This is a genomic window from Neobacillus drentensis (assembly GCF_036962125.1).
Lineage (GTDB): Bacteria > Bacillota > Bacilli > Bacillales > Cytobacillaceae > Neobacillus > Neobacillus drentensis_B.
The window spans coordinates 200,338-226,468 of the sequence record NZ_JBALOA010000003.1 but is presented as its reverse complement, the minus strand read 5'-3'; the positions used below and the strand labels follow the sequence as shown (position 1 = coordinate 226,468).

Annotated in this window: 28 protein-coding genes, 1 pseudogene and 1 riboswitch; of the genes and pseudogenes, 5 read left to right on the top strand and 24 right to left on the bottom strand. The window is 39.4% G+C overall.

Annotated features, from left to right (window positions below):
- Nucleotides 1-13 precede the first annotated feature (13 nt).
- Nucleotides 14-784 (bottom strand): YhfC family intramembrane metalloprotease, encoded by a 771-nt coding sequence (locus tag V7121_RS03145; RefSeq protein ID WP_335493836.1) that lies wholly within the window; start codon nucleotides 782-784, stop codon nucleotides 14-16.
- A gap of 179 nt (nucleotides 785-963) precedes the next feature.
- Nucleotides 964-1,533 carry a hypothetical protein gene (locus V7121_RS03140; protein ID WP_335545671.1) on the bottom strand — a complete coding sequence of 190 codons (570 nt, stop codon included), beginning with the start codon at nucleotides 1,531-1,533 and terminating at the stop codon, nucleotides 964-966.
- Between the two features lie 386 nt (nucleotides 1,534-1,919).
- On the opposite strand from V7121_RS03140, the gene V7121_RS03135 reads away from it, so the two are divergent.
- Nucleotides 1,920-2,777 (top strand): SPFH domain-containing protein, encoded by an 858-nt coding sequence (locus tag V7121_RS03135; RefSeq protein WP_335493840.1) that lies wholly within the window; start codon nucleotides 1,920-1,922, stop codon nucleotides 2,775-2,777.
- Nucleotides 2,778-2,790: 13 nt separating this feature from the next.
- Entirely contained in the window at nucleotides 2,791-2,946 is a 156-nt protein-coding gene (locus tag V7121_RS03130; RefSeq protein ID WP_098573206.1) for an Arc family DNA-binding protein, read from the top strand.
- 64 nt (nucleotides 2,947-3,010) lie between these two features.
- Here the strand turns inward: V7121_RS03130 and V7121_RS03125 are convergent, their stop codons facing one another.
- From V7121_RS03125 to V7121_RS03110, 4 genes are all read right to left on the bottom strand, one after another.
- Nucleotides 3,011-4,204, bottom strand: a complete 1,194-nt coding sequence (locus V7121_RS03125; protein WP_335545668.1) for a macrolide family glycosyltransferase — start codon at nucleotides 4,202-4,204, stop codon at nucleotides 3,011-3,013.
- A gap of 212 nt (nucleotides 4,205-4,416) precedes the next feature.
- Complete coding sequence (locus V7121_RS03120) at nucleotides 4,417-4,875, bottom strand: hypothetical protein (protein ID WP_335493844.1); 459 nt, start codon at nucleotides 4,873-4,875, stop codon at nucleotides 4,417-4,419.
- Between the two features lie 11 nt (nucleotides 4,876-4,886).
- Nucleotides 4,887-5,375 (bottom strand): CBO0543 family protein, encoded by a 489-nt coding sequence (locus tag V7121_RS03115; RefSeq protein WP_335493846.1) that lies wholly within the window; start codon nucleotides 5,373-5,375, stop codon nucleotides 4,887-4,889.
- 247 nt (nucleotides 5,376-5,622) lie between these two features.
- Entirely contained in the window at nucleotides 5,623-6,663 is a 1,041-nt protein-coding gene (locus V7121_RS03110; RefSeq protein ID WP_335493848.1) for an NAD(P)-dependent alcohol dehydrogenase, read from the bottom strand.
- Between the two features lie 241 nt (nucleotides 6,664-6,904).
- On the opposite strand from V7121_RS03110, the gene V7121_RS03105 reads away from it, so the two are divergent.
- Complete coding sequence (locus V7121_RS03105) at nucleotides 6,905-7,297, top strand: MerR family transcriptional regulator (RefSeq protein ID WP_335493850.1); 393 nt, start codon at nucleotides 6,905-6,907, stop codon at nucleotides 7,295-7,297.
- Nucleotides 7,298-7,712: 415 nt separating this feature from the next.
- Here the strand turns inward: V7121_RS03105 and V7121_RS03100 are convergent, their stop codons facing one another.
- From V7121_RS03100 to V7121_RS03020, 17 genes are all read right to left on the bottom strand, one after another.
- Nucleotides 7,713-7,847 carry a YjcZ family sporulation protein gene (locus tag V7121_RS03100; RefSeq protein ID WP_335493853.1) on the bottom strand — a complete coding sequence of 45 codons (135 nt, stop codon included), beginning with the start codon at nucleotides 7,845-7,847 and terminating at the stop codon, nucleotides 7,713-7,715.
- 380 nt (nucleotides 7,848-8,227) lie between these two features.
- On the bottom strand, nucleotides 8,228-8,878 hold the full coding sequence (locus V7121_RS03095; RefSeq protein ID WP_335545665.1) for a vWA domain-containing protein: 651 nt from the start codon (nucleotides 8,876-8,878) through the stop codon (nucleotides 8,228-8,230).
- 78 nt (nucleotides 8,879-8,956) lie between these two features.
- Nucleotides 8,957-9,949, bottom strand: coding sequence for a macro domain-containing protein (locus V7121_RS03090; RefSeq protein ID WP_335545663.1), 993 nt, complete (start codon nucleotides 9,947-9,949; stop codon nucleotides 8,957-8,959).
- 189 nt (nucleotides 9,950-10,138) lie between these two features.
- Nucleotides 10,139-10,678 (bottom strand): VUT family protein, encoded by a 540-nt coding sequence (locus tag V7121_RS03085; RefSeq protein WP_335493859.1) that lies wholly within the window; start codon nucleotides 10,676-10,678, stop codon nucleotides 10,139-10,141.
- 34 nt (nucleotides 10,679-10,712) lie between these two features.
- The gene (queE, locus tag V7121_RS03080; RefSeq protein WP_335493861.1) at nucleotides 10,713-11,441 is read right to left on the bottom strand and encodes a 7-carboxy-7-deazaguanine synthase QueE; all 729 of its coding nucleotides are present in this window, start codon (nucleotides 11,439-11,441) and stop codon (nucleotides 10,713-10,715) included.
- A complete protein-coding gene (gene queD / locus V7121_RS03075; RefSeq protein ID WP_335493863.1) occupies nucleotides 11,438-11,914 on the bottom strand; it encodes a 6-carboxytetrahydropterin synthase QueD in 477 nt (158 codons plus the stop codon). The genes queE and queD overlap by 4 nt, the downstream gene beginning before the upstream one ends.
- 4 nt (nucleotides 11,915-11,918) lie before the next feature.
- A complete protein-coding gene (queC, locus tag V7121_RS03070) occupies nucleotides 11,919-12,572 on the bottom strand; it encodes a 7-cyano-7-deazaguanine synthase QueC (RefSeq protein WP_335493892.1) in 654 nt (217 codons plus the stop codon).
- 237 nt (nucleotides 12,573-12,809) lie between these two features.
- Nucleotides 12,810-13,868 (bottom strand): PrsW family glutamic-type intramembrane protease, encoded by a 1,059-nt coding sequence (locus V7121_RS03065; RefSeq protein WP_335545660.1) that lies wholly within the window; start codon nucleotides 13,866-13,868, stop codon nucleotides 12,810-12,812.
- A gap of 405 nt (nucleotides 13,869-14,273) precedes the next feature.
- Nucleotides 14,274-14,741, bottom strand: a complete 468-nt coding sequence (locus V7121_RS03060) for a CoxG family protein (protein ID WP_335545658.1) — start codon at nucleotides 14,739-14,741, stop codon at nucleotides 14,274-14,276.
- A gap of 221 nt (nucleotides 14,742-14,962) precedes the next feature.
- Nucleotides 14,963-16,540 (bottom strand): phytoene desaturase family protein, encoded by a 1,578-nt coding sequence (locus tag V7121_RS03055; RefSeq protein WP_335545656.1) that lies wholly within the window; start codon nucleotides 16,538-16,540, stop codon nucleotides 14,963-14,965.
- 182 nt (nucleotides 16,541-16,722) lie between these two features.
- Entirely contained in the window at nucleotides 16,723-17,922 is a 1,200-nt protein-coding gene (locus V7121_RS03050; RefSeq protein ID WP_335545654.1) for a phosphoglycerate dehydrogenase, read from the bottom strand.
- A 176-nt stretch (nucleotides 17,923-18,098) separates the two neighbouring features.
- Nucleotides 18,099-18,177, bottom strand: a riboswitch (ZMP/ZTP riboswitch).
- 100 nt (nucleotides 18,178-18,277) lie between these two features.
- Nucleotides 18,278-19,303, bottom strand: coding sequence for a threonine aldolase family protein (locus tag V7121_RS03045; RefSeq protein WP_335545652.1), 1,026 nt, complete (start codon nucleotides 19,301-19,303; stop codon nucleotides 18,278-18,280).
- A gap of 238 nt (nucleotides 19,304-19,541) precedes the next feature.
- A complete protein-coding gene (locus tag V7121_RS03040) occupies nucleotides 19,542-20,033 on the bottom strand; it encodes a GNAT family N-acetyltransferase (RefSeq protein ID WP_335545650.1) in 492 nt (163 codons plus the stop codon).
- Between the two features lie 26 nt (nucleotides 20,034-20,059).
- A complete protein-coding gene (locus V7121_RS03035; RefSeq protein ID WP_335493876.1) occupies nucleotides 20,060-20,827 on the bottom strand; it encodes a TSUP family transporter in 768 nt (255 codons plus the stop codon).
- Between the two features lie 469 nt (nucleotides 20,828-21,296).
- A complete protein-coding gene (gene htpG, locus V7121_RS03030) occupies nucleotides 21,297-23,177 on the bottom strand; it encodes a molecular chaperone HtpG (protein ID WP_335545648.1) in 1,881 nt (626 codons plus the stop codon).
- A gap of 348 nt (nucleotides 23,178-23,525) precedes the next feature.
- On the bottom strand, nucleotides 23,526-24,962 hold the full coding sequence (locus tag V7121_RS03025) for a glycoside hydrolase family 1 protein (RefSeq protein ID WP_335545646.1): 1,437 nt from the start codon (nucleotides 24,960-24,962) through the stop codon (nucleotides 23,526-23,528).
- Nucleotides 24,963-25,063: 101 nt separating this feature from the next.
- On the bottom strand, nucleotides 25,064-25,273 hold the full coding sequence (locus V7121_RS03020) for a hypothetical protein (protein WP_335545644.1): 210 nt from the start codon (nucleotides 25,271-25,273) through the stop codon (nucleotides 25,064-25,066).
- Nucleotides 25,274-25,478: 205 nt separating this feature from the next.
- On the opposite strand from V7121_RS03020, the gene V7121_RS03015 reads away from it, so the two are divergent.
- Nucleotides 25,479-25,664: a hypothetical protein gene (locus V7121_RS03015; RefSeq protein WP_335545643.1), complete on the top strand. Its 186-nt coding sequence runs from the start codon at nucleotides 25,479-25,481 to the stop codon at nucleotides 25,662-25,664.
- Between the two features lie 180 nt (nucleotides 25,665-25,844).
- Nucleotides 25,845-25,970: a hypothetical protein gene (locus V7121_RS03010; RefSeq protein WP_335545641.1), complete on the top strand. Its 126-nt coding sequence runs from the start codon at nucleotides 25,845-25,847 to the stop codon at nucleotides 25,968-25,970.
- A 33-nt stretch (nucleotides 25,971-26,003) separates the two neighbouring features.
- Here the strand turns inward: V7121_RS03010 and V7121_RS24880 are convergent.
- Nucleotides 26,004-26,131: pseudogene (locus tag V7121_RS24880) on the bottom strand (hypothetical protein); the annotation flags it as partial.

The following is a 26,131-nucleotide window of genomic DNA, read 5'->3' as shown; positions in this document are numbered from 1 at the left end:
AAGCTTCCCTATATCATTCTGGCAGCAATCCCCTAGCCTTCTTAATCATCCAAATACCAATGATCCCCCCGATGGCTACATATAGCTCTACCACCCATAAATTTGTAAAATGGCCGGTCTGCACAAATACGAGCGGAAAATCAAACGCCGCATGAATAAGGATGGCATAAATAACGTAAACAAATTTCTTTTTCACTACCGCAATCAATACCCATAAACTAAAGGCAATCTGAATGATTGCTGCGAAGAACCGTTCGACACAAGCCAATAAATAATAGGAAACGCCATTGCTTAACACGGTATCTTTTATAGCTGTGAGCTGGTCAGTTGGGATTTGTCCTGCCAACGTTTGTTCTAGTGTACCTGCATTAATCATAAACGCGAATAAAATGTTTGGCACGATCATAGTTAACATCAACACAATTGCCTCAATGCCGCCCCAGCCGACACCAAAAGAAATTCCACCTTTGTAGTTATGGTATTTTTTTAACAGCCAAGTAAATAAAAGAAAACGGCCTAGCTCTTCAAATGAGCCCGCTGCCATCCCCCCATATAACCCAAAAGCCCAAGGGTGTTGAGCATAATTTGGAAAGGCCGTAACAACTGCAAGATGAAGCGTTTTTTCCAAGACCTGTGTCATCACCACAAATCCAATCGCACCTACAATGATCGGCTTAACCGCGATCCCTGTTTTCTTTCGAAAAAACAAAATCAACCCCAAAAATAATATAAATGAAAATACTATCGGAACAAACATCGATACAATCGTTTCCGTACTAACCATTCCAATTTCCCCCTTAATTAACGTTCCTCTTTTTATTATCATTATCAATAATGATAATAATTTACTTACCAAGAACTGTCAATCTTTTTTTAACTAACCCTTGAAACTCCTTACGGTCATTTCAAAAAAAAACACTTGGGTTCTCCAAGCATTTTGATAATTACAGAAATTAGAGATTATTAGAGAACCTCCATTTTCAATGATCCTTTGATTAGCTTTATCTCTCCATTTTTGGGGATGAATTCACTGATGTTTTCCGCTTCCTTTTTTGTTTGGTTTAGGTCCCCCGGTACGTATTCTTTAAAGGAGCAGCAAAATAGTTTACGGGCAACCTTTCCTTTTTCACCAATTAAGTTAAACCATTGTTGGCCAACATAGAGAGGATTGGTTAGTTTTCTATCAATGATTTCTGCTATACGGCCATTTTCTTCGCCTGAATTCCATTTTGTTTTACAAGAAAGAGCCAAGATCAAGTAATTTTTAAACCGATCTAATTCCAGTAATTGAAGATGGTACTTATCTCGATGCAGTTGATTAAAGTTCATCAGGACAGTTTTTATACTTTTTTCAATATCTATTTCAAACTTACTTGCATCTTTCCAGATTGCTAACTTTGAATCAAAAAGCGACAGTGTCAGGATAAAATAGGCAGCATAATTTTTGGGATCATATACTTCATTAACCGCTTGCGTTTCATCTTCAGGGACAACCACATAGCTTTTATAGTCGGCAAAGAATTTTTCAAGCATATCAATACCCTCTTTCATACCTTGGTAGAATGGTTGAATAAACAAGCTTTATCTATTTCCTTCTGACAGCTATTTGCCCGATGGTGAAACAGCTAGTGGCGTTTCTCCTAATTTGACAAATAACCTTCTCATAGCATAAGAATCAGAATTTTTATATATTATATTCCTTCAGTAAAATTAAAAATCCTGCTTAATCCTCCAAATATCCTCAAAATTCATGGTTTTTAATTAATAAGTCCCTCTCTCGGATTGGTCCTTTGTCGGAACAGGTCTTTTGGCCGAGTAGGAAGGAAAGATTGGTAAATCATTTACTTTTTTTAACAGCTGTATTATGATATAAATGTGATATCACTTTTATATCACTTTTTTTAAAGGAGGGGACCCTGATGAGAGAGAAATCAATTATTAAAATGAATGGGTTTGTGGCACTGATCATCGCGCTTTTGTGTATCGTTTTTGGGGCTTATTTAATCGTAACTGGAACCATTTCACAGCAAATTTCCGGAGGATTAATCATCCTTTTAGGGCTGATTGTCGCAACAAGTTTAACCATTGTTCAACCCAATGAAGCAAAGGTATTAACGTTCTTTGGAACCTATCTCGGTGTGATTCGGGACCAAGGATTATGGGCAACAATTCCGTTTACCTTCAAACGGAGTGTTTCTTTACGTGTCACAAACTTTAACAGTGAACGGCTAAAAGTAAATGATTTAGAAGGGAATCCCATTGAGATTGCAGCAGTTGTAGTTTATAAAGTAAGAGATGCAGCCAAAGCGTTGTATGATGTAGAGAACTACGAAAAGTTCATTCAAATTCAAAGTGAAACTGGCATACGTCATATTGCGAGCAGATATGCCTACGATACCTTTGAAAATTCGGAGAACACCTTAACTCTTCGCCAAAATAGCGATGAGGTGGCTGATGTCCTTGCTCGTGACTTACAAAACCGGCTGGATGTGGCCGGAGTGGATGTCATTCAAGCTCAAATTATGCATCTTGCCTACTCTTCAGAAATCGCTTCTGCGATGCTTCAACGACAACAAGCGCAAGCGGTGTTATCAGCCCGTAAAGTGATTGTCGACGGAGCCGTTGGGCTTGTAAAAGCGGCAATTGACCAGCTGGCCGAGCAGGAAATTGTCGAACTCGATGAGGAGAAAAAAGCGCAAATGGTCAATAACTTAATGGTCGCGATTGTTTCCGAGAAAGGAACACAGCCGATCATCAATACAGGAAGCATTTATTAAGGTTGTGTGGTAAATGAGCAAAAGAAAATCATTTCCGCTTCGCATTGACCCCAAATTGTACGAAGTGCTGGAAAAATGGGCCGAGGATGAAATTAGAAGCGTGAACGCCCAAATCGAGGTCATCTTAAAAGAGGCTGCCAAAAAGGCGGGAAGATTAAAAAAAGAATAGACAGAGAAAAGGCTCCTTTCAGATGAATGGAGCCTTTTCTTGACTTGGCAGTTTAAATATTTGACTAGTTAGCTATAAAATTGAATATCTCATCCACCGCTCGGTTAAACCCTCCCGATGTTTGAAAGGATTCGCTAATTACTCCCACAGCTTTCTGGAAAGATGACTGGTTTAACACGTGCTCTGCGGCTTCAAGCAGTTGATTGGCCGTCAAGGTTTTCATTTGTAATTGAATACCTGCTCCAAGATTGGCAACTCGCTCGGCAATGATCGGCTGATCCGCACTTTGCGGGATTACAATGAGTGGAACCCCATTGTAGAGAGCCTCATGAGTACTGTTCATTCCTCCGTGTGTGATAAATAATTTCGTGTATTTTAGCACTTCCGTTTGTGGAAGATAATTTTTCACGATAAAATTTTGGGGGATTTCTCCTAAATCAAGCAGAGAGGTTTGGTTTCCAATCGACATGACGACAGTGTGATTGGTATTTCTAAAGGCTTCAATACATAACCTATAAAAATCAACCGACCGGTTAAAAACTGTCCCGAGAGAAATGTAAATGGAATTTTTCCCTTTGATAGCAACCTGGTCAAAGTCTTCGTGTAAGAATCGGGAAGCGATGGATGGACCTACAAATTTATAAGTTTGCTCGAATACTTCTCCACAAGGTTGAAACTCCCTCGATGTATAAACGATGGTTAGTGGTGCTGGATTACAAAAAACCTCATAAGGAGAATCGATCTCCACCCTATATTTTTCCTTCACCTTTTCCGTCAGACTTTGATATTCACCAGATATAGCTTTAACTATTTCTGAAGGATTATTTTTTGTAAACTGATCTAACATTCGATCGAATGAAGATTTACTCTCTGCAAAAGAAGTACACGAATTAATTGCGGGGAGGTTAAGGATCTGGGCAAGTAACCGTCCACAACCAAACATAGAATCGTGAATGATGTAATCAAAATGCTCTCCATTAATCTGCTCGAGAATGCTAGGGATGACAATATCCGCTGTATGTAACAGACCGTTGATTCTTTCGAGTAAATAATTCCTCCCGCCTGAGATAAAGGCTTTAATAAACTTTTCACCGTCAATCGTCCGGACAATCGCTCCCGTCCTCTCGATACGCTCACGAAAAGCTTCAATCGTAAAGTATACTACCTCTTCTCCACGTGAAACAAGCTCTTCCACCACTCCAATCGTTGGATTAATATGGCCTTCCGAACCAGCATTAATAAATAAAACACGTGCCATTGTTATCACTCCTCCGGTAAACGGTTCTATTAAAAATTTACCTTTAAACCGTCCATTCGTCTAGTAATATGGACAGTTGCAAACTTCCATGATGTAGTAAGCTCTTATTTCATCTGTAACAAAAAAAAGGCTGCTTCAGCAACCCATGTTCACAGATTTTGAATTGTTTACATGCTTCCTTCCAGAAGTGTCTTCTGCAAATTAAAGTAGGTTTACGTTCTCGTTTTAATTAATACATACCGAATGATAAATCCAATTGCTAACCCAGGAATAAGAGACATCATGGGAAGCCAAATAGGACCAAAAAATATGCCGAAGAACTTATTTGGTGAGTACATAAGACCTATCGTGACAAAATATGCACCAAATGCAAATGGGACAAACGAAAACCGAGGATTTTCCCCTTCCGCACATTTATAAGCATCATACATGGCAAACATATAGACACATGGGTAAAACATTAGCCATTGATAATTCACCACTTCTGCCGCTTCTTTTATTTGCCCAAGAAAGCTAAACATAATAGCTTGGTTAAAAAAACTGTTAACATTAATTATGAATTCCAAAACGATAAACATGATTCCTTTAATAAGTTGACCGTTTAACAGCTGACCAAAGCCTGGAAAAGCCACACTCCATAGGATAGCTTCTAACTTATAAGTATTCTTCATAGAATCAACCTTTAGTTTTCGATGATATTTTGCTTTCCTTTAAACTTGTCTACTATCTTTAATAAACCAACAAACCCTCTAATCATAAATAACGTAAAATTAACACTTGCAAAAGTATGAAATGGTGACCATTTATTCCATTTAAATAATCTGGTGTTCTTTTCCATAAACCACTGAGCAAAACTCATCGGAACACTAAAAATAAAACTTTTAAGTAAAATTTTCCAAAGTTTATCATTGTATGAAATCTTAACCCAAATTACACTTAATATTGGGAAAAATAATACGTCATAAATAACATTTGTTTTAAAAATTTTTGGAAAAGGCCGAACGGGGTATTCCACTCTTCTTGTTCCCACAACATAAGCATCAACTAGAGTTGCAAGTACACCTTTTGAAAAAAGAATTAGCAGATTTTCTCTCATTTTTGGTCCTTTAAATAAGAAAGGCAATGAAATAAAGCATAAAGCTGTAAGTATATTTAACAGTTTTTTTTCCATAAAAAAACACCCTTCCAAAGTGTTATTAATTTCCTTATTACGGTTTCCTAATTGAAGGAAATTATCCATTTAATTACATATAAAAAGCTAATCGTGAAGTTACAATTAGCTTTTTATCCAATTTATCAAATGTGCTCAGACTTTGTCTTTAAAAACAATTCGAGTGAAATTTACGGAAAACAATTAAAAAGGATGCCCCAAAAGCTTAATTCTGGGACATCCTTGATTGATTTATCGCATACACCACTTATATGGTGCTGGTGTCAATTACGAATCGATACTTCACATCTGAAGCTAATACGCGCTTGTAGGCTTCGTCAATTTGGTCTGCTGAGATGACTTCAATTTTCGGAACAATATGATGCTCAGCACAGAAATTTAACATTTCCTGAGTCTCACGGATACCGCCAATCATCGAACCTGCAAATGAACGACGATGTCCGATCAGCGAGAATACGTTAAGAGACAACGGCTCTGCTGGCGCACCCACGTTGACTAGTGTACCATCTAACGCCAACAAGGAGAGGTAGGCACTAATGTCAATCTTTGCGCTTACCGTATTGATGATGAGATCAAATGAACCCGCAAGTTTTTGAAACGTCTCTGAATCGCTTGTGGCATAATAAGCGTCAGCGCCGAATTCCAAGCCATCGGCCTTTTTGTTTAATGTTTGTGAGAGAACGGTGACTTCGGCACCCATGGCATGTGCTATCTTGACACCCATATGACCAAGACCGCCCAACCCAACAACCGCTACTTTCTTACCTGGACCAGCTCCCCAATGGTTTAGTGGAGAATAGGTTGTAATACCTGCACAAAGTAATGGTGCGGCAGCGTCAAGCGAGATGTTATCTGGAATTCTAACTACAAAGTCCTCAGTGACAACAATATGGGTTGAATAGCCACCTTGAGTAGGCTCGCCATATTTGTCAACGCCCGCATAGGTAGGGACATTTCCTTTTAGACAGTATTGTTCTTCTCCTTTTCGGCAGTTCTCACATTCGCCACAGGAGTCAACCATACAACCGACTCCAACTCGGTCACCGACCTTATACTTTGTAACCTCTGCTCCTACTTCAGTGACAAATCCCGCAATCTCATGTCCAGGCACAAGTGGATAGTTCACAGGTCCCCATTCGCCATGAGCTGTATGTATGTCAGAATGGCATATCCCTGCATATTTAATTTCAATCAAAACATCATGTAAATCAAGGTCACGTCTTTTAATTTCAGCAGCTCGAAACGGTTTATCAGGACCGTCAACTGCTCTTGCTTTAGCTGTTATCATTTGTTTAAACCTCCAATAGTATGTGATTCTCCAAGAGAATGGACTTTGATTCACATCTCCCCTTCTTCTCTTGCAAAACTAGAATAAACCCTCTAGTTAACTCTAGGTCAAGTAAAAAGTTTATTTTAGTATAATAGGATGATAAAGTTTTTTTTGAGATTTAGAGTCCAGGATGGTAGAATCTTAACAAAGCATAGAGTTAACTCGATGTCTATATCAAAAGAAAAGAAGGTCTATGAAGATGTCATATTATTCTATAAGCGAAGTGGCAAAAGAATTAAATCTCACCGTATATGCGTTACGTTATTACGACAAGGAGGGCCTTATCCCTTTTGTTGAACGGACCCCGAGTGGAACCCGATTATTTAAAGAATCCGATATTGAAGCATTAAAAATCATTCAATGTCTAAAATCTACCGGGATGCCTATTAAAGAAATTAAAGGTTTCATAGCTTGGTGTTCTGAAGGTGATTCCTCCTTACAGCAAAGATATAACTTGTTCTTGGAGCGAAAAGCAGCTGTAGAAGCACAATTAGCAGAACTGAATAAGACAATGGAACTCATTAATCATAAATGTAACTACTATAGGACTGCCTTAGATGCAGGAACAGAAGGTATTCATAAAATAGGATAAATTATCATTAGGGGAATATTGAAGTTGTATTATGCCCGTGGTGGAGAAATAAAAGGCTCTTCGGTAACCATAGGAGCCGTATGATGACCATGAAGGAGAAAAAAGAGTCTCTTCGGTAACCATAGGTGCCGTATGATGACCGTGAAGGAGAAAAAAGAATCTCTTCGGTAATCATAGGTGCCGTATAATGACCGTGAAGGAGAAAAAAGAGTCTCTTCGGTAACCATAGGAGCTGGAAGATGCCCGCGGAGGAGAAATCAGTATTCATTGGGCGCGAATGGTCAAAAAGATGCCTATATCGTAGTTATATTAAAAAGTGTTCAATCAACCAGAACAGAAAAAGGCTATCGAATTTTTCGACAGCCTGCAAAAAGCCCATCTTGGGCTTTTTTAAGTTAAACATTGCCACTTTTTCTTAGTAGCAGAGTGCTGCTCCAACAATAATTAACAAGATAAACAATACAACGATTAAAGCGAAGCCACCACCGTAGCCTACACCGCCGTACCCATAGCCGCCACAACAACCACCAAATCCACCGTAACCAAACATTTTATTACCTCCCTTTTTTATTTTCCTTACAATCTATGTTTAGAAATTAAAAATGGGAAGGGCTCTTTCACTAATTTTTTAGGTGGACAAAGACAATAACTATAACCAGTTTCTGTACGAATCAAAAAAGTCCACACCGGGACTTTTTCAAGGTATGCTTACATCCAAATAATCAGGTGTGGACTCAACGATGATGTATATTACCCATTTTCTGTTTATTTATATGAAAATCAGCACTTGTCCCTTTCAGCTTTATCTTGAGTGCATATTATATAATACACCAACCGAAAGACATTTTATAATCTCCGAAGAGGCGTTTGCAACTAGTGCAGACGCTTTTTATTATTAGAAAAGGATGATGTTTGTCCTTAACTTTTGCCTTACTTCCTTGACCGCCGATTATAATCTCGTTCAATTCCTTCTTTCCAGCTTCGATCAATCTTTTTGCCGCTTCGAAGGTTGCTGACGACTTCACTTACCGCTTGATAATTTAATTGCGTTCCGATTTTGTCCGCATGGTATTCCACCGCAAAGTCCTCATCAATTCCAAATTGTGCAGCGGTGGTCACCGCATCAATATTGGCTCCAAGGAAGATAAATTCCCAGCCATATTTCTCTTTTTGCAGCTGAACCATTTTCTTGATTTTGTCCGACGAGAATTCACTGCTGGCATTTTCCATTCCATCCGTGGTAATCACGAATAGTACCTTTTCGGCCCGTTCCACTTCACTGGTCCTCTTTTGAACATTTACCATTTTTTGAATCGTAAAACCAATCGCATCAAGTAATGCGGTCGTACCGCCTACTTCATATTCTTTGTCGGTGAGAGGAGCTAGCCCTCTCACATTGATTCGGTCGTGCAATAATTCATAACGGTGATCGAAAAGAGCAGTCGTCACAAGGGCTTCACCCTCCGCTTTTTGTTGTTTTTTCAGCATTGCATTGAAACCACCGATGGAATCTGCTTCAAGCCCTGCCATTGATCCGCTTTTATCTAAAATAAACACTAACTCAGTTAAATTCTTTTTCATTCTTGTCATCCTCCATTTCTTTGATGAATATAGGATAACAATTTTAAAAAAAGAAAAGGTCGCTTCGAAAGCGACATTTTACGCACCCAATAATGTTTGATCAAACGCAAATAAAGCTTCATTAATTTCATGAATATTGTAGTTGGCCTGTTGGATGAAAAATTCTATAATGACGTCAAATTTACTACTGTGCGACAAGGTGTAACCGGCCGTCGAAAGCAGCTCGTCCGTTTCCTCTAAGTTCAATTGTAATGCAATCGCAAAGGCTAAGGCAGTTTTCTTAGTTGGAGTATAATCGACTCCATTGCGAATTTTTGAGAATAGGCGCCTGTCCACATTCGCTCGTTTATACGTCTCGACATCGGTCATGCCTTTTTCATCAATGAACCGCAGCATCCGCTCGGAAAAGGATTCCTCAAGGTGGTTTAACAGGTTTATCAAAGATTCAGTAGCTTTTTCATATACATCCTGCTTGTTATAGACGATATTGTGCATCGCAAACCGTTCTTCACTCATGCTGCGAATGGCGCTTTCTACTTCTTCTACATAATGCTCATCTATGTATTGATGGATGGTTGTAAATAATTTCGAGCTTAATCCGAACGCTTTTTTATCAAAAACAACAAGATAAACAAACATGTCATGATTTATTAAAAAGGAACTAATCGTCGAAATTGCCATTTGCAGTGCTTCCTCTTTTGGATAACCATAGATGCCTGTTGAGATCAATGGAAACGCAATCGACTCGCATTGATGCTTGTTTGCTAGTTCCAAAGAGTTAAGGTAAGATGCTTTTAACAAAGCTGCCTCTTGCTTCGTCCCCCCTTGCCAAATAGGTCCTGGAGTATGAATGATATATTTGGCATCCAGCTTGAAGCCATCGGTAAGAACGGCTTCTCCTACCTTACAACTGCCAATTTGGTCACATGCATCCTGCAGTTCACTGGCCCCGGCGGCACGAAAGATTGCCCCACAAACACCGCCACCCATTTTCAAGGCTGCATTCGCGGCATTCACAATTACATCGACCTTCATTTTTGTTATATCATTGCGAACAATTTCTAATGGCATACAAACTTCCCTTCCCCTAAAAAATATAGTTTTTAAGCTTTCTAGCAAAAGCAATCCACTTATTCCAGTTGATAGTAAAATTATAACATTTATCAGGAAAAGTTGAGCTTTCGACGGATAAATTATCTCAGTAAAAAAGCACTCACCTAGGAACAGCGCTCGCCATTCCCAAGTAAGTGCTTATTTATATTAATTCGAGATAACCTCTTTGCTTGATGGTTTGCTAACCTGACTCAAGATGATGGCCGCAATCCCCTGGATAATTGTTTTCACAATTACTTGACCTAGGATTGCTGCAGGAACGGCTTCCCACGGTAAGAAGTTTGCTCCGAATGGGCTCAGGCCGATGATCACAAATATAACGGAATCTAATAAACCGCCAACGATTCCACTATAGAAAACTCGCCAGCTCATTGGTAATTTCAATCTTGTATAAATTTCAGTATCTGTCGTTTCTGCCACAGCAAACGAGAGTGCAGAAGCTAAGACGATGATTAGTGTATCACCTAAAATAGCTGATACAATAGCAGATAATAATAAGGCTGTTCCTATGAAAAGATACGTTTTCTTTCTTCCATATTTGTTTTGGACCAAATCTCTAAAAATGAACGTTGCTCCAATAAACAATGTTCCCATTGGGACAATAAATTCCCCTAGCTGCAATGGTGCAACAGCTGCTGTAACCACATTCGCCGTTACGATTGATACTAAATATAATAGGATTCTCATCCATTCCACCCCTTTGTTTCTTCCATTACTATACTTACACGCCGCGCTTATTTCCCCACAGCAGAGCATGTAATTGCGGTAAAACTTTTACATTATTCAATTGTGGATCCGCAACCACACAATTGACTAACCACTCATATTTTAAGAGGAGTTTCTCAATCAATTCCCGATTATTAAAATTGGTTAGGTCATCATTGCCAACCTGAAGAAAGAACGGAATCTCCTCATATCGCTTATGGACCATTTTCGCATACTCCAGATCCGTTTCATCAAAAATAACCACTTTTAGACTCACTTGATTTTTAAACTCATCTCCTTTTAAATTTTGAACAATAGAATCTAAGATTTCAAAATTCGTAATCATATTGGAGCTTGGCGGCTTTGGTGAGATGGTCAGTTCATCGATGTGTACGAACCAGTCCTGCCACCTGCTGCCTTGGGTTTCGATCCCTATCTTTATCTCTTTTTCTTTTAATAAATCAATCAATACATCTAAATTCTTCAGCAGAGCTGGATTTCCCCCAGAAATCGTCACAAATGAGAAATTGTCGCCGCCAACTCGCTTTAACTCTGCCCAGATCTCTTCAGCCGTCAGTAACTGAATATCTTCTTTGGCACTGCCATCCCAAGTGAAGGCAGAATCACACCAGCTGCATGAATAATCGCAGCCGGCCGTCCGGACAAACATCGTCTTTTGACCAATGACCATTCCTTCTCCTTGGATAGTCGGACCAAATATTTCTAGCACTGGAATCTTACTCATTCCTCCATCCACTCCCTTCTCGCTTCTGCATAGCTAGTTGGGGTTTCGAAAAGACGAACAAATTCTACTCGTGCTCCAGTATAGTGATTCCTACGCTCTTCCACCGCTAACGCTTCCTTCATTTTCTCATAAATCCAGACCACCATATTTTCGGCAGTGGTATTCATAAATGGCAGGGTTTCATTCAAATATTGATGATCTAGAAAGATCTCGATTTCATTTTTCCAAATCTCTTTTATATCGCCAAAGTCAATCATTAAGCCGCGATCGTCAACAAACCCGCTAATTCCAAAAATCACTCGGTAAGTATGGCCGTGTAAATTTTTGCATTTTCCTTCATAACAATGTAAGTGATGTGAAGCGTCGAAGGTAAATTCTTTGCTGACGAGTACACGCTTATGATGATATTTTAATTGCTCTGGATGTATGTCCTCATTTATTTTCTGAAGTTTATCGACGATTCGAAAACCCATCGTGCTAAAACCTCCCATTTAAGAAGTCATCGAGACCTCTTTTTCGTAACAAACAGGCAGGGCATTCGCCGCATCCATCAGCAATCACACCATTGTAGCAGGTTAAGGTTTTTTCGCGAACAAAGTCCAAGGCCCCTAATTCATCCGCTAGTGCCCATGTTTCTGCTTTATTAATCCACATTAATGGGGTATGAATCACAAAATTATCATCCATCGATAAATTCAAGGTTACATTCAATGACTTGATAAACATATCACGACAATCTGGGTAGCCGCTGAAATCCGTTTCACACACGCCGGTGACTAAATGCTTCGCCCCAATCTGACGGGCTAACACACCAGCAAACGTTAGGAATAACAGGTTACGTCCTGGTACAAATGTCGACGGAAGTTCGCCTTCACCGCCATCTGTCACTGGTATATCTGAACGTGTTAACGCATTGGGTGCGAGTTGATTCAGTAAGGACATATCTAAAATATGGTGTTTCACACCCAATTCATTCGCAATATTTTTGGCACATTCTATTTCTAAACTATGCCGTTGATTGTAATCAAACGTCACAGCTTCAACTTCCTTAAATCGCTTTAATGCCCAAAATAAACAAGTGGTGCTGTCTTGCCCACCACTAAATACAACAATGGCTTTCTCATTTTTCAACATTTATTTCCGATACTTCCTTTCAAAATAGAAAAAACAGTACTCCAAGATAGAAGTACTGCTTCATCTTAGTTTTTTTAATGAGGGGGGCTAGAACCTCTTATCGCTTATGCGATTTTATATTATTTTTATTAACTATATAATTATAAACTAATATTATAATTTTTCCACCTTTTTGTCGACAATTTTCGCGTTTTGGCTTGGATGAATGATTGGAAAAGCACTCTCTACCCTATCTTACACCATTAATTTTCTTTCTGCGATTTCCTTAAGACCGGCTCGAATCAGTAGTAAAACCACGATCCAGGAAGCTGCCGTTAAAAGCAATTGTCCGAAGGGAAACATTCCTGGTATGGGGGTGTCCCATAAAGCATGAATCACCACTACTAAAAGGAACACGCGTAAAAATTTAAATCGGATTAACAGGTTAAGATTAAATGGCTGATCCCCTTGAACCCTGCAGAATGCTGCGCCAGTCAGGGCCGCCCAGGCAACATGACCGCCAGGAGCAAAGATTCCTCGCCAAAGTATCGTGTTGTAAAGGTTTGCACCATCTCCAGAGAGCAATGCTCTTAATGCATATCCTGCTGTTTCAAAGGCGGCAAAACCGGCTCCAACCGCCGCCCCAATTAGCAATCCATTTAGAATATATCTGTATTTTCGGTACCGGACAAACGTAATCACCGTTATGGCTTTAGCAAGTTCCTCGGCAATGCCTATCGTAATTGGATTGATATTGTTTTTCAGAATATCAAAAAACACGAGGGCGACTAGCATGGAGAGAATCCCGCCAATCATTACGATAAAAATAACGCGGTAAAAGGCAATATTTTGTGGAGCATTCATTTCCCAAAAGAAAATTAACGTGGTAAACGGGGCAGCAAATGCACCAACAAGAATTAGTCCGGGGATAAAGTTAACATTACTAAAATAGCTCACACCAACGTAAAACCCTGCAAATGCAAGCAGCGAAATGATGAAAACCCTCGCAAACAGCCATGGCTTTGGCCAGGTATCTTTCACTTCAGAAATTTTGGGTGTCGTGAGGGCCGTTCCGACGATAAACAGTCGTTCTGCTTCCAGTTCACTATGATCCTTGAAAACACGTGAAAATATATTTTGAAATTTCGGTTCAATGGAACGTTCAATTTTTGGGACCATATTCACATAATCGGCAAACTCATAAAAAAAACTATTGTCATCCGTTGGTGTGTGAGTTTTAATAAACTTTTCCCCACAGCTTAAACAGAATTTTGCTCCATCTGGATTGGTATATACACATTGCGGGCATTTCAAATTATTTCACCCCTATAGGTTTCAAGTCTGCGTTACCGCTGCTACTCTGTTGGTCAACTTCATCATAGCAAAAACATCCTCTAAAAGAGGATGCCCAATAAAAGGTTATTTATTTGTGATTCAATCGACCAGCAGTGGAATTCCGCTTGCTGAGATGGGGTCATTTTTTTGTTCATCCTTACGAATCCGTTTTATAAATGGTTAGTTCGGATAGAAACCGGTTTCTTTTTCGTGCAAAAAAATGATGTCAGTTAATTCTGAATACTAATTGTTAAATATTACTATAAAATTATCATTGAATGGTGTCAATACGAATGGAAATATTTGGTTCATAGTTCCTATGTAATATAGGTCAAGTGTCCCCCTGATTAACAAAAAAAAGGAAAGGTGTCCACGTTACCGCTGTCACCTTCCTTTTCGTTTCAAATAATAAAGTTGTAACTTTATATCTTTTTCTACTTTTTGAAAAAATGTCTCCAAGCCACTATTAGCCCCGCCCTCTAAGAGGCGCTGACCTCCTAAGGCTAGTGCACCGGTTACACGTGCATCAGCTATACATTTTAACGGGGTCGACCCTTGTTGATCTTTAAGATATAGATCAGCATTCCCCGCAATGTCACCGAGATTACCTGTTCCTTTCACTTGTAACTGAATTAAGGATGACGACTTGTTCTCAATAAGTCGTATTTCAAGAGCAAAGCGATCATGAATCGGACCTATATTAACCTCCAGCTCTGCTTGGTACCTGCCTTTACTCACTTCTGAAAAAGACTTACAACCAGGGAGAGCGTTCCGCAGCACTTGTTCATCTTTGATATATTTCCAGACAATGTTTCTTGGTAATCCGAAAGTGTAATCATATTCCAGTCTCACTGTTATCACCCTCCAATTGATCACAGAAAATACAATTATTTATATGTATTCAACTGGATTGTATTTGGTTAAATGTTAAAAATATTTTAAAAGGATGATCTAAGCTTCGATTCCCAATTGATAAGGCCCCTTAGTGCCCTCCTACGCTCATAAAAAATAGACCCTACTTCTAACCGGAGTAGGGCCTGCCTAATGAATAGATTGATAGGATTAATTGTCTTTTATTGTGACAATAGTTTCTGAGCCACGATATAACCTGATCCGCCATTCACTCCATGACCAGGCCAGGTTGCGGCTCCAAGCATATACACGTTTGGAATTGCTGTCTGATGACCCGGTTGGCCAGGTAAAGGTCTAAGAAGATAACTTTGCCCCAAGTCATGTGCTCCACCATAAGGATCCCCAGGACCCGAGTTCGGATTAAATCTTGCAATCGTGTCAGGGGTGACTACGTATTTTCCGATTACTGCACTTGGGATGTTTGGAATATGTTTACTCACCACATTAAGCACTCGTTCAGTAAACCGCTCGGTTAAATCATGTGTCCATGAACCATCGCCCACATCAATTAGGTTAGCAGAATCTCCGCGAGGGCGGATTGGGACTTCCAGCACTTGAATTCGCATGATTGCTTTCCCAGCTGGAGCACGCGTTGGATCAAGATTGGTTGAGCAGTCAACTGTAAAGGTTGGGTTAGCTGGGAGCAAATTGGCCGCTCCTTGGGCAATTGCTAGTGTAAAACCATCCAGTCCATCTGTTAGATGTGGTTGACCCACACGGTTAAACCGTTTATCTGGCCACTTCGGCAGCTCGCTTAGTGCCAGATGGATTTGAACACAGCCTCGGCCATATCGGTACTGTCTCGCCTGTGCTCGAAGGGGTGGTGAAATCTCAGTTTCTGCCAAGAGCGAAAGATATAGCTGGTCAGGTGTGGTCGAGGCCACCACAGCCTGTTTGGCATGATATTTTTTCCCTTTTGCCGTTCTTACGCCAATCGCACGACCGTTCTCGACTAGAATCCGCTCAACATGTGTATCTGTGAGAATCTCGCCTCCATAATCCTTAATTAATTGGGATAATGCTTGCGCCAGCCTCTCACTTCCTCCCTCCGGAGTAGGCATCCCGCCGCCCATCAACGCCATCACTGTCAGTGGCACCCAAATCCCGCTGCCGACTTCATCTGGCGTGCGGCCGAGATGAGTGACCCATGATGCAAGCATTGCCCGCGTCACCGGTGACTTAAGCGAACTGACAGTATTTCGTGCGGTTGAGACTAGCGAGGCTGCGAAAGGCGAATACCCCGCCCCTCCCTCTTCGTGGAGCAACCGGTTTAGCATAGGCGCAGCTTCTTTGCTGGAGAGATCCATATTGAATAACCCAAAAACATCGTTAACATATGGATTTAGCTGTTCAAACATCCTAGCAAGTGCTGCGCCATCACCAGGTGCTAACCGTTCCGCCTCAGCTATAAGTTCTTCAAAGGATGTAGGCAGGACGGCTGTTCGTCCGTCTTCCATCGATACGCCTGTTGGCAGGTCTGTATTTAAGTAGCGAAGCCCGCGTGCTTCCAGATCCTCTCTTAGCTCAGCGTAGGCGGGTCCCGTTGTAAAGAGTGGATGCGCGGCAGCAAATACATCATGTTTAAAACCTGGCAGTGTCAACTCTTCGGTGCGCAAAAATCCGCCTGGGCGGTCATTCTTTTCCAATACCAAAACGCTTCGACCCGCGCGAGTTAAATAGGCAGCAGTAATTAACGCATTATGCCCGCTGCCAATAATAATGACATCAAAATTCCCCATCATATCTCTCCTTTTAGCTGTTCAAGCCCTTTCTACGTAAAAAGATATTCTGATATCTAGATACTAAGTACTAAATCTAGTCCATTTTTTAATAATTTTTTTAAGCATATTTGTAAAATAGGCACAAAAAAAGTGCAGTTATATGTAAACTGCACTTAGTAACTAGATATATTCTCTTAATTTTATATAATCCGAACTGTAACAAGTCCTTCGATTTGATTGATTTTTTCCTGTAAACCTGGAATGACATCGCCATTGATTTTATTGTCAATGTCAATCATCGTATAGGCGTATTCCCCACGGCTGCGATTAATCATATCAGCGATGTTTAAATTATAGCTTGAAATTGCCAGTGTCAACTGCCCCACCATATTTGGAACATTCTTGTGGAATGCCGCAACCCGTCGCTTGCCTGTATACGGAAGCGAAGCGTTTGGAAAATTCACTGAGTTTTTGATATTTCCTGTTTCCAGAAAGTCCTTCACCTGGCGGGCCGCCATAATCGCACAATTTTCTTCTGACTCTTGAGTTGAAGCACCAAGATGTGGGATTGGGATAGCATTCTTCATTTTTAAGACATTTTCATTTGGGAAGTCTGTAATATATTTCCCAACCTTCCCACTTTCAAGTGCAGCAGACATATCCGCTTCATTTACAAGCTCTCCACGAGAGAAATTTAAAATATGAACGTCCTGCTTCATTAGGCTGAAGGTTCCTTCGTTAAACATGCCTCTTGTGTCATCGGTTAATGGAACATGTACCGTAATGTAATCTGATTCAGCAAACAACTGTTCAATCGTCATCGCACGTTGGATATTGCGGGACAAGTTCCAAGCCGTATCAATTGATATGAACGGGTCAAATCCAATCACATCCATGTCTAAATCGATGGCATCATTTGCAACAAGTGCTCCGATCGCTCCTAAGCCAATCACACCTAGTGTTTTCCCCTTGATTTCTTTTCCAACGAATTGCTTCTTCCCTGCTTCAACTAGCTTCGGGACTTGGTCACCTTCCCCCTGAAGTGTTTTGGTCCATGCGACACCGTCAAAAAGGTTGCGGGATGATGCCATTAACGTGGTGAGCACCATTTCTTTTACAGCATTGGCATTAGCTCCAGGGGTATTAAAAACAACAACCCCTTTCTCCGTACACTTTTCGACTGGGATATTATTAACTCCCGCACCGGCACGTGCGATTGCCTTTAAGTTCTTTCCAAATTCTAATGCATGCATGTTAAAACTGCGAACAACGATTGCATCCGGATTTTCACTATCATTATCGATTGTAAATTGATCCTTATTAAATACATTTAGCCCACTCTTGGCAATATTATTTAATGTTTTAATGGTTTTCTTTTTATCAACAGTTATTGCGCTCATCTCGTTTTCTCCTTTTTGCCTCTTAATTGTTTGTCAAACTTACGTACGGGGACTTAGCAACCTTTAAATATTATTAAAATCTGACTCTACCAACTAATTCATTTAAGCATGGACGACTCCTAGCCGATGATCTATCCCCTCCTACTATAAAGAAAGAGGCAAGGATTTTAATTCCCTACCTCTGCCCAGGCGAACGGCTGCGACACTATGCGCTCCCTCACGATGATCCGTGTTTCGCCAGTTACACATAGTCTTTTTTATTTCTCTAACAATAGCAAATTTTCTAATAATATTCAAGTATAAAGATGATAAAAAATTTATTTTAACTTTTAAACAAGTTACCTACCTAATTTAATCAAATAATACTGTTTAAATCTTCAAGAAAAGCTTTAACCTGTTCCTCTTTTGTTGCCCAGGATGTGACGAGTCGAATCGCCGAATGATTGGTATCAACCTTTTCCCAAATATGAAACGCATAGTTTTTTGCCAGTTCGGTAATCAGGGCATTCGGAAGAATCGGAAAAATCTGGTTGGATGGAGAATGGGTCAAAAACGGTATATTAGACTTGCTTATTTCCGTTTGGAGCGATGCTGCCATTTTATTAGCATGTTCGGCCATCTCAAAGAACAAATTGTCTTTAAATAGTTCAAGGAACTGGATGCCTAGGAGTCTCCCTTTGGCAAGCAACGCTCCTTTTTGCTTCATATGATAACGAAAGTCTTCCTTCAGATGATCACGGCAGATGACTAATGCCTCTCCGAGGAGAGCCCCATTCTTCGTTCCTCCAATATAGAACGCATCTACTAGTTCAGGTAGATCGGTGAACTGAAGGTCATTTTCTTCCGAACAGAGGGCTGATCCCAGCCTAGCTCCATCCATATATAAAATCAGCTGCTTCTTTTTACAATACTCACTTAATTGCTCTAGTTCACTCTTCGAATAAATGGTTCCGATTTCGGTCGAATTAGATATGTATACGAGCTTGGGTTTGACCATATGTTCATCAGGATGACCATCGAGGACTGCTTGGATATGAGCAGGAGTTAATTTCCCGTTTTCTGCTTCTATCGAAAGGACTTTATGACCCGTCGCTTCGATGGCCCCGGTTTCATGTCCAAGAATGTGGCCGGTACTAGCTGCCATCGCCGCTTCATGCGGTCGTAAGAAGGCCGAAATCGCAATCAAATTGGTTTGCGTTCCGCCAGAAATGAGGTGGATATCAACGTCTGTTCTTCCCAGTCTCTCTTTTAGCAATTCAACCGCTTTTTGGGAAAATTGATCCTCCCCATATCCGTCCTCCAGGACAAGGTTGGATTCTAGTAAAGCATTCAATATTCTAGGATGTGCGCCTTCACTGTAATCGTTCTTAAAGCTGTACATTGGATTGCCCCCGTTTAATGATTTATACTGTCTTTTCTTTACTATCGTAACATATTTTTCAATTGTCTAAAAACAATGAATATAGGCTTGGCTAAAATCTAGTTTCTACTAGACTCGATTTTCTTAATTCGCCCATTAATACTGCCTATTCGCCCATTAAGGTCCAACAATCGCACATTACTATCTGAAATTCGATCATAAGTCTCAAGAATTCGCCCATTCTTTAGAAAGTTGTTTCCTATTGTAATAATTTTTGATACTTATTGAATCCATTCGTTTGGCCAACCAAGGTGAAACCACAATTTTGATAAAATTCATTTAGTTTTTGATTATGAGCGACACAATCAAGTCTTAAATAGCTTACACGATTCGCGAAATAATTTTCGGTCCACTGAAGAGCTTCCCATCCCAACCCATTTCCCTTAGCGTTTAATCCAATCGCAAGGCGGTGTATGTATACGGAAGGTTCAATACTCTTTCCCCATATCTCGATATCCCAGTCATTTTGTTTTAAGGAAGCCGTAAACGTTCCCATGACTTTGTTGTCTATCTCGAGTACATACGTCTCCTCAATTAAAATTGCTCGATGAATTGGATCGTACTCACCACCGTCTAATAAATACGACCATTGATTAATTCCCTTTGATTGAAGCCATACTGCATTCTCTTTTAGAAGCTTGCGAATGGGTTCAATCTCCTCACTTCTCGCCAAACGAATGACACAATCCAAGCTGAAACATCTCCACTCTACTTTTTTTATTGAAAATAATCGTAAGCATTTTTAGCTAACAATAAAAAGGTAACGACAATAAAGAGGGCACGGACATAGCCGCTGCCGCGTTTAATCGCAAATTTCGAACCGCAAACAGCCCCAGCTAATTGAGCCAAGCCCATTGGGATCCCGTACGCGTAATTGACTTGTCCCAAAATGATGAACATTAGTAATGCCGCAATATTACTGCCGAAATTTAAAAATTTCGCATTCCCAGCTGCCTTTAAAAAGTTAAATCCCATCATTAAAAACGCAAAGATGAAAAATGAACCTGTTCCGGGACCGATAAATCCATCATAGAATCCAATCGCAAAAATGACGATCATAAAAATTAGCTGCTGGTGGAATGCCATTTTTTTATCAGTTGAATTTGAGCCCCAATCTTTCTTAAAAATCGTATAGATGGCCACTACAGCAAGCATGATTAGCATCAGTGGCTTTAACAGTTCGGGATTCATTAAATGGACCGTCCATGCCCCAATCATCGAGCCAATAAACGTCAGGGGAAATAGCCTATAGACAGATTTTAAATTAATCTGGCCAGAACGATAAAACATGATTGTACTAGTTAAAGAGCCGATCGTTCCCGCTAATTTATTGGTGGCAACCGCAGCCGCCGGCGACAGACCGGTAAACAGCAATGCCGGCAAGGCGATTAAACCACCGCCACCGACAACGGAATCGATAAAGGCGGCTAAAAAGCCAAAAACTACTAAAATAATTAATAACGTTGGATCTAAATCAAAAAACATCAAATCAGCCTTTCTTTTGTCTTCACTATATGGAGTTTACCTCTCAAAAAGCAAATGGACAAACTTCATCAACCTAAAAATATCTACCACCCTTACCATGAAACGGGTGCCACTTTCCCACTTCTATCTTGCAGGAACCCTTTGAAGTAGGGTTCAAAGAAAAGGAGCTTGATTTTTGGCGACCACTTTTCCAGAACCATGGGATTATTCACAGAGAAATACATTTTTGCACCCATGTTCCCTGCTTTTTCTACGGTATTAATAGAAATAGTTAGCATCATTTTTGATTCTGCATCGAAGTATAACTCTCCACCTGGAAAGTGTCCAGCCATTTTCTGAAAAATTTCCGTAAGATGACTTTCCTGAAAATAGTAGAAAACAGTGCCTTATTATATTCCCTCCAAGTGACGAAACTTTGCTAATTCATATAAAAAACCGCACTCACCTTTAAGTGAGTGCGGGAGATAATTTACACCATGATCTTACAAATATCATTTGTAAATTCAACCGGGTCTTGAATTGGTAGACCTTCAATCAATAGTGCTTGATTGTATAATAACTTAGTGTACAGGTCCAGTTTACCTTTATCATTTTCATAAGCCTCTTTTAAGGATTGGAAGACTTCATGGTTTTTATTGATTTCTAACACCTTGTCCGCCTTTATATTTTGATTATCAGGCATTGCAGCAAGGATTTTTTCCATCTCAATCGAAATTTCACCTTCGGTTGCGATGCAGACGGGGTGCGATTTTAAGCGTTTTGAAATCCGTACATCCTTTACTTTATCAGCTAAGATGTTTTTCATATAGTCAAACAGTTCTTTGTTTTCCTGCTGATTGGAATCGGACTCGTCTTTATTATCTTCCCCTTCAATTCCTAAGTCACCACTTGAGATCGACTTGAATTCTTTCTCTTTGTAGGTCAATAACATTTTGATCGCGAACTCATCGATATCCTCAGTGAAATAAAGAATTTCATAGCCTTTTTCAGAAACAAATTCTGCTTGTGGGAGTTTGTCGATTCGTTCAATTGATTCCCCGGAAGCATAATAAATATATTTTTGATCTTCTGGCATTCTAGAAACATATTCGTCCAAGGTGACCTGCTTTTTCTCTTTAGAAGAATAGAACAGGATTAGGTCCTGTAAGGCTTCTTTATTTGCGCCGAAGTCACTGTACACGCCGTATTTTAACTGACGGCCAAACGATTGATAGAACTGTTCATACTTTTCTCGTTCATTTCTTAACAGTTTTTGCAATTCGCTTTTAATGTTTTTGCTAATGTTTTTTGCAATCAGTTTCAATTGGCGGTCGTGCTGGAGCATTTCTCTTGAAATATTAAGTGATAAATCCTCGGAATCAACCATACCTTTTACGAAACTGAAATGGTCTGGAAGCAAGTCCGCACATTTCTCCATGATTAGAACCCCATTTGAATAAAGTTCTAAGCCCTTTTCAAATTCCTTTGAATAGAAATCGTACGGAGTTTTTTCTGGGATATAAAGAATCGCATTATATCGTATTGAACCTTCTACGTTAATATGGATATGTTTAATCGGTTTATCAAAACCGTAGCGTTTTTCTGCATAGAAGTTTGTGTAATCCTCATCAGTTAACTCACTTTTATTCTTTTTCCATATCGGCACCATACTATTGATGATTTGTTCTTCTTGCACATCCTCGTATTCAGACTCGCTGCCTTCTTTGAGTCTTCGGTCAGTGACATCCATTTTGATCGGATAGCGAATGAAATCAGAATATTTCTTAATGATTGACTTTAAGCGATATTCCTGTAGATACTCATCATAATTCTCATCTTCTGTATTCTCTTTCAGTTTTAAGATAATTTCTGTACCAACTGAATCCTTTTCAACCGGCTCTATCGTATATCCATCGGCCCCAGTAGATTCCCACTTATAGGCCTCATCACTTCCTAAGGCTTTACTAATAACAGTCACCACATCTGCAACCATGAATGCTGCATAAAAACCTACACCGAACTGACCGATGATGTCATAGCCGTCTTTAATTTCGTTTTCTTTTTTAAATGCGAGGGAACCACTTTTTGCAATCGTCCCAAGGTTATTTTCCAATTCTTCTTTTGTCATTCCAATCCCCGTATCAACAATTTTCAATGTACGGTTTTCTTGGTCTGGAATCAATTTAATGAAATAGCTGTCTTTGTCAAAACTTAAAGCATCATCTGTTAACGCTTTGTAATAGATTTTATCAATCGCATCACTAGCATTCGATAATAACTCTCGTAAATACACCTCTTTGTGTGTATAAATGGAGTTAATCATCATTTCTAGTAATCGTTTCGATTCAGCTTTAAACTCTTTCTTTGCCATAAAACTATCCCCTTTCCAGTGAAAATGATTATGTAGTAACTGAATTGTTTTTTTATATAACAATTCAGGATACTGTTAGCACTCTAATTAACCGAGTGCTAATCCGATATAATTTTAATATCATATTCTCCGTAATTGTGTCAATAGGTAGAATGATTTTTAGTTCCGCCAGAAGTTATTTGTTTCCTCGTGCCAACCACTATTTTCTCTGGGGGTACGGGCATGATTAGGCTTTTTCAATACCGTTAGCCCTTTTTTCTATCGCCACGGCCACGATTAACTTTACTAGATAACCATCCTCATAAAAGCGACTGCCCTATCAGAGCAATCGCCTCATTAGTGGGTTTATTAAAGTTTTTCGCCATTAGTCTCGATCACATCTTTATACCAGAAGAAGGACTTTTTCTTGCTTCGTTCTAGTGTCCCGCTGCCGTCATCCTGCTTGTCTACATAGATGAATCCATACCTTTTAGAATACTCGCCAGAAGACATGCTGACCATATCAATACATCCCCAAGTGGTATATCCCATCAGTTCCACTCCGTCTTCAATCGATTCCCCCATAGCCTTCACATGTTCACGAAGATAATCAATCCGGTAATCATCGTTGATTGAGCCGTCTTCTTCCACTTTGTCATAAGCCCCTAATCCATTTTCAACAACAAATAGTGGTATCTGGTACCGGTCATATAATTGGTTTAAACTAATCCGCAAACCGACAGGGTCAATTTCCCAGCCCCAATCACTAGCCTTTAGGAAAGGATTCTTAACTCCGCCAATCAGATTTCCTTGCGAACTTTCCAAATCGGATTTCTGTCTTTTCTCCGTTCGAGACATATAATAGCTTAAGCCAATATAATCAACAGTGCCTTGTTTAATTAAATCGAGGTCTCCGTCCCGAATATCTATTTCAATCTTGTGCTCATTAAAGTACCGTTTAATAAACGCAGGATATTCACCTCGGACCTGCACATCGGCACAAAAATAGTTAAAAAAGCGTTCTTCCTGGAGAGCATACATGACATTTTCTGGATTGGAATCATAGGAATACACAGGTGCATATAGAATCATACAGCCAATTTTTGCGTCTGGGATGATTTCATGACATGCCTTTACAGCTATAGCACTAGCGACAAATTGATGATGATAGGCCTGAAATGTAGGCTGGTATTTGTCATCTTCTTTATGTATTGCGAAGCCAAGGCCCATAATCGGCATAATTAACCCACTATTAATTTCATTAAAGGTCATCCAATATTTCACTTTATTTTTATAACGATTAAGGATTACCTGGACGTACCTCTCAAAGAAGGTGACCACTTCTCGATTTCTCCAGCCTCCATATTCTTTTACAAGGTTTACCGGCATTTCATAGTGAGAAATCGTCACAACTGGTTCGATTCCATATTTATGCAATTCATCAAATACACGGTCATAAAAAGCCAAGCCATCTTCATTCGCTTCTAGCTCATTTCCTTGGGGAAAAATTCTTGTCCATGCAATTGACATACGGAATACTTTAAAGCCCATTTCGGCAAATAATGCAATGTCCTCTTTATAACGATTATAGAAGTCAATTCCTTCATGATTAGGATAATAGTATTTATTGCGATCGATTTCAAAATTGAAGCCTGGCGATTGGAGGATGTTAAGTCTGTCCTTTCCACCTGGAAGGACATCGGCAATATTTAGCCCTTTGTTCCCTTCATTAAAACCGCCTTCCATTTGATTGGCCGCGGTCGCCCCTCCCCATAAAAACCCTTTTGGAAATTGATATTTCTCCATTTGATTACCTCCGTATATTTTATCCATAGTAATTAGCTTTTGTTGGTTTTGCATATTTATTACTACTCTCCTAAAAATTCAACAACACAAAAAAGCAACGCTTAATGCGCTGCCATTTGGATTGTACCTGGTTTAATTAAATATTGTTCTAAATCTGTCACGCTTAACCCTTTTTTCTTCACTGATTTACCAATGAGTTCAATTTCATAGTTCAATGATTTGGAAAGTTTCTCTTGCTCAATTTTTTTATTAATATGATAAAAAAATTGAGCAACCATATCAACTGGTAATTGATCATAAAAATTAGCCAAATTTACCCCACCATTTTTGGAACTATTTATGTGATAAAGATAACATAGTAAAGCTTATTTTTGTATACAATTTGTGAAAATATTATGCCAATTTCCTCATCTAAGGGAATCTTTTTCTTTCTTCATCATTAAATTTACACAATTGACATATTTGTAACAGGATTGACATATATTTTATCAATCGCATAGGAAGGAGGGTGAACCAATGGATAATCGCATCGTTTTATTTCTTGCTACGATATTATCTGGTTTTGCACTTATTAGAGTTCCTTTAGCCGATTCATTTCTTGAAAGCGTTTCACCGGTCACTGATATTATTGGTATCTTAACTGTTTTAATCTTCTCACTCGTTTTGATTTATAAAGGCGTCAAAGGTTTATTCAGTAAGTAGCGCTAGGCTGGAAAGCACTTCATGAGGTGCTTTTCTTTTTGTGTTCGATTTATCATAACCAAAAGTTATAATAACTATTCTAATTTCGCATTTTACGAATAACGATATTCATCGTAACATAATAACTATCAAGATAAACAATGATACTTAAGAAAAAATAACATACAGGGGTGTTTAAAAATGGAAACTTTAAAAACGAATGTAACTAAAATAGTAAAAGAATTGAGAAAAAGTATGGTTAATGGTTGGGGAGTAGTAGAACTTAAGGAAAGTGTTGAAGAAAGTCAAAAAACTCGGAAAAACTAATCCGAGTTTTTTTGTACTTAAATCATGTTTTTATCATTGGGTTTTCAGAATACCTTTTTGATCGAAAGAATACCACTTTCCATTTATTTTATTTCTACCAGTCAGCATGACTCCCTTTGAATTAAAGTAGTACTTCTTGCCACTTATCGTTTGCCAACCCG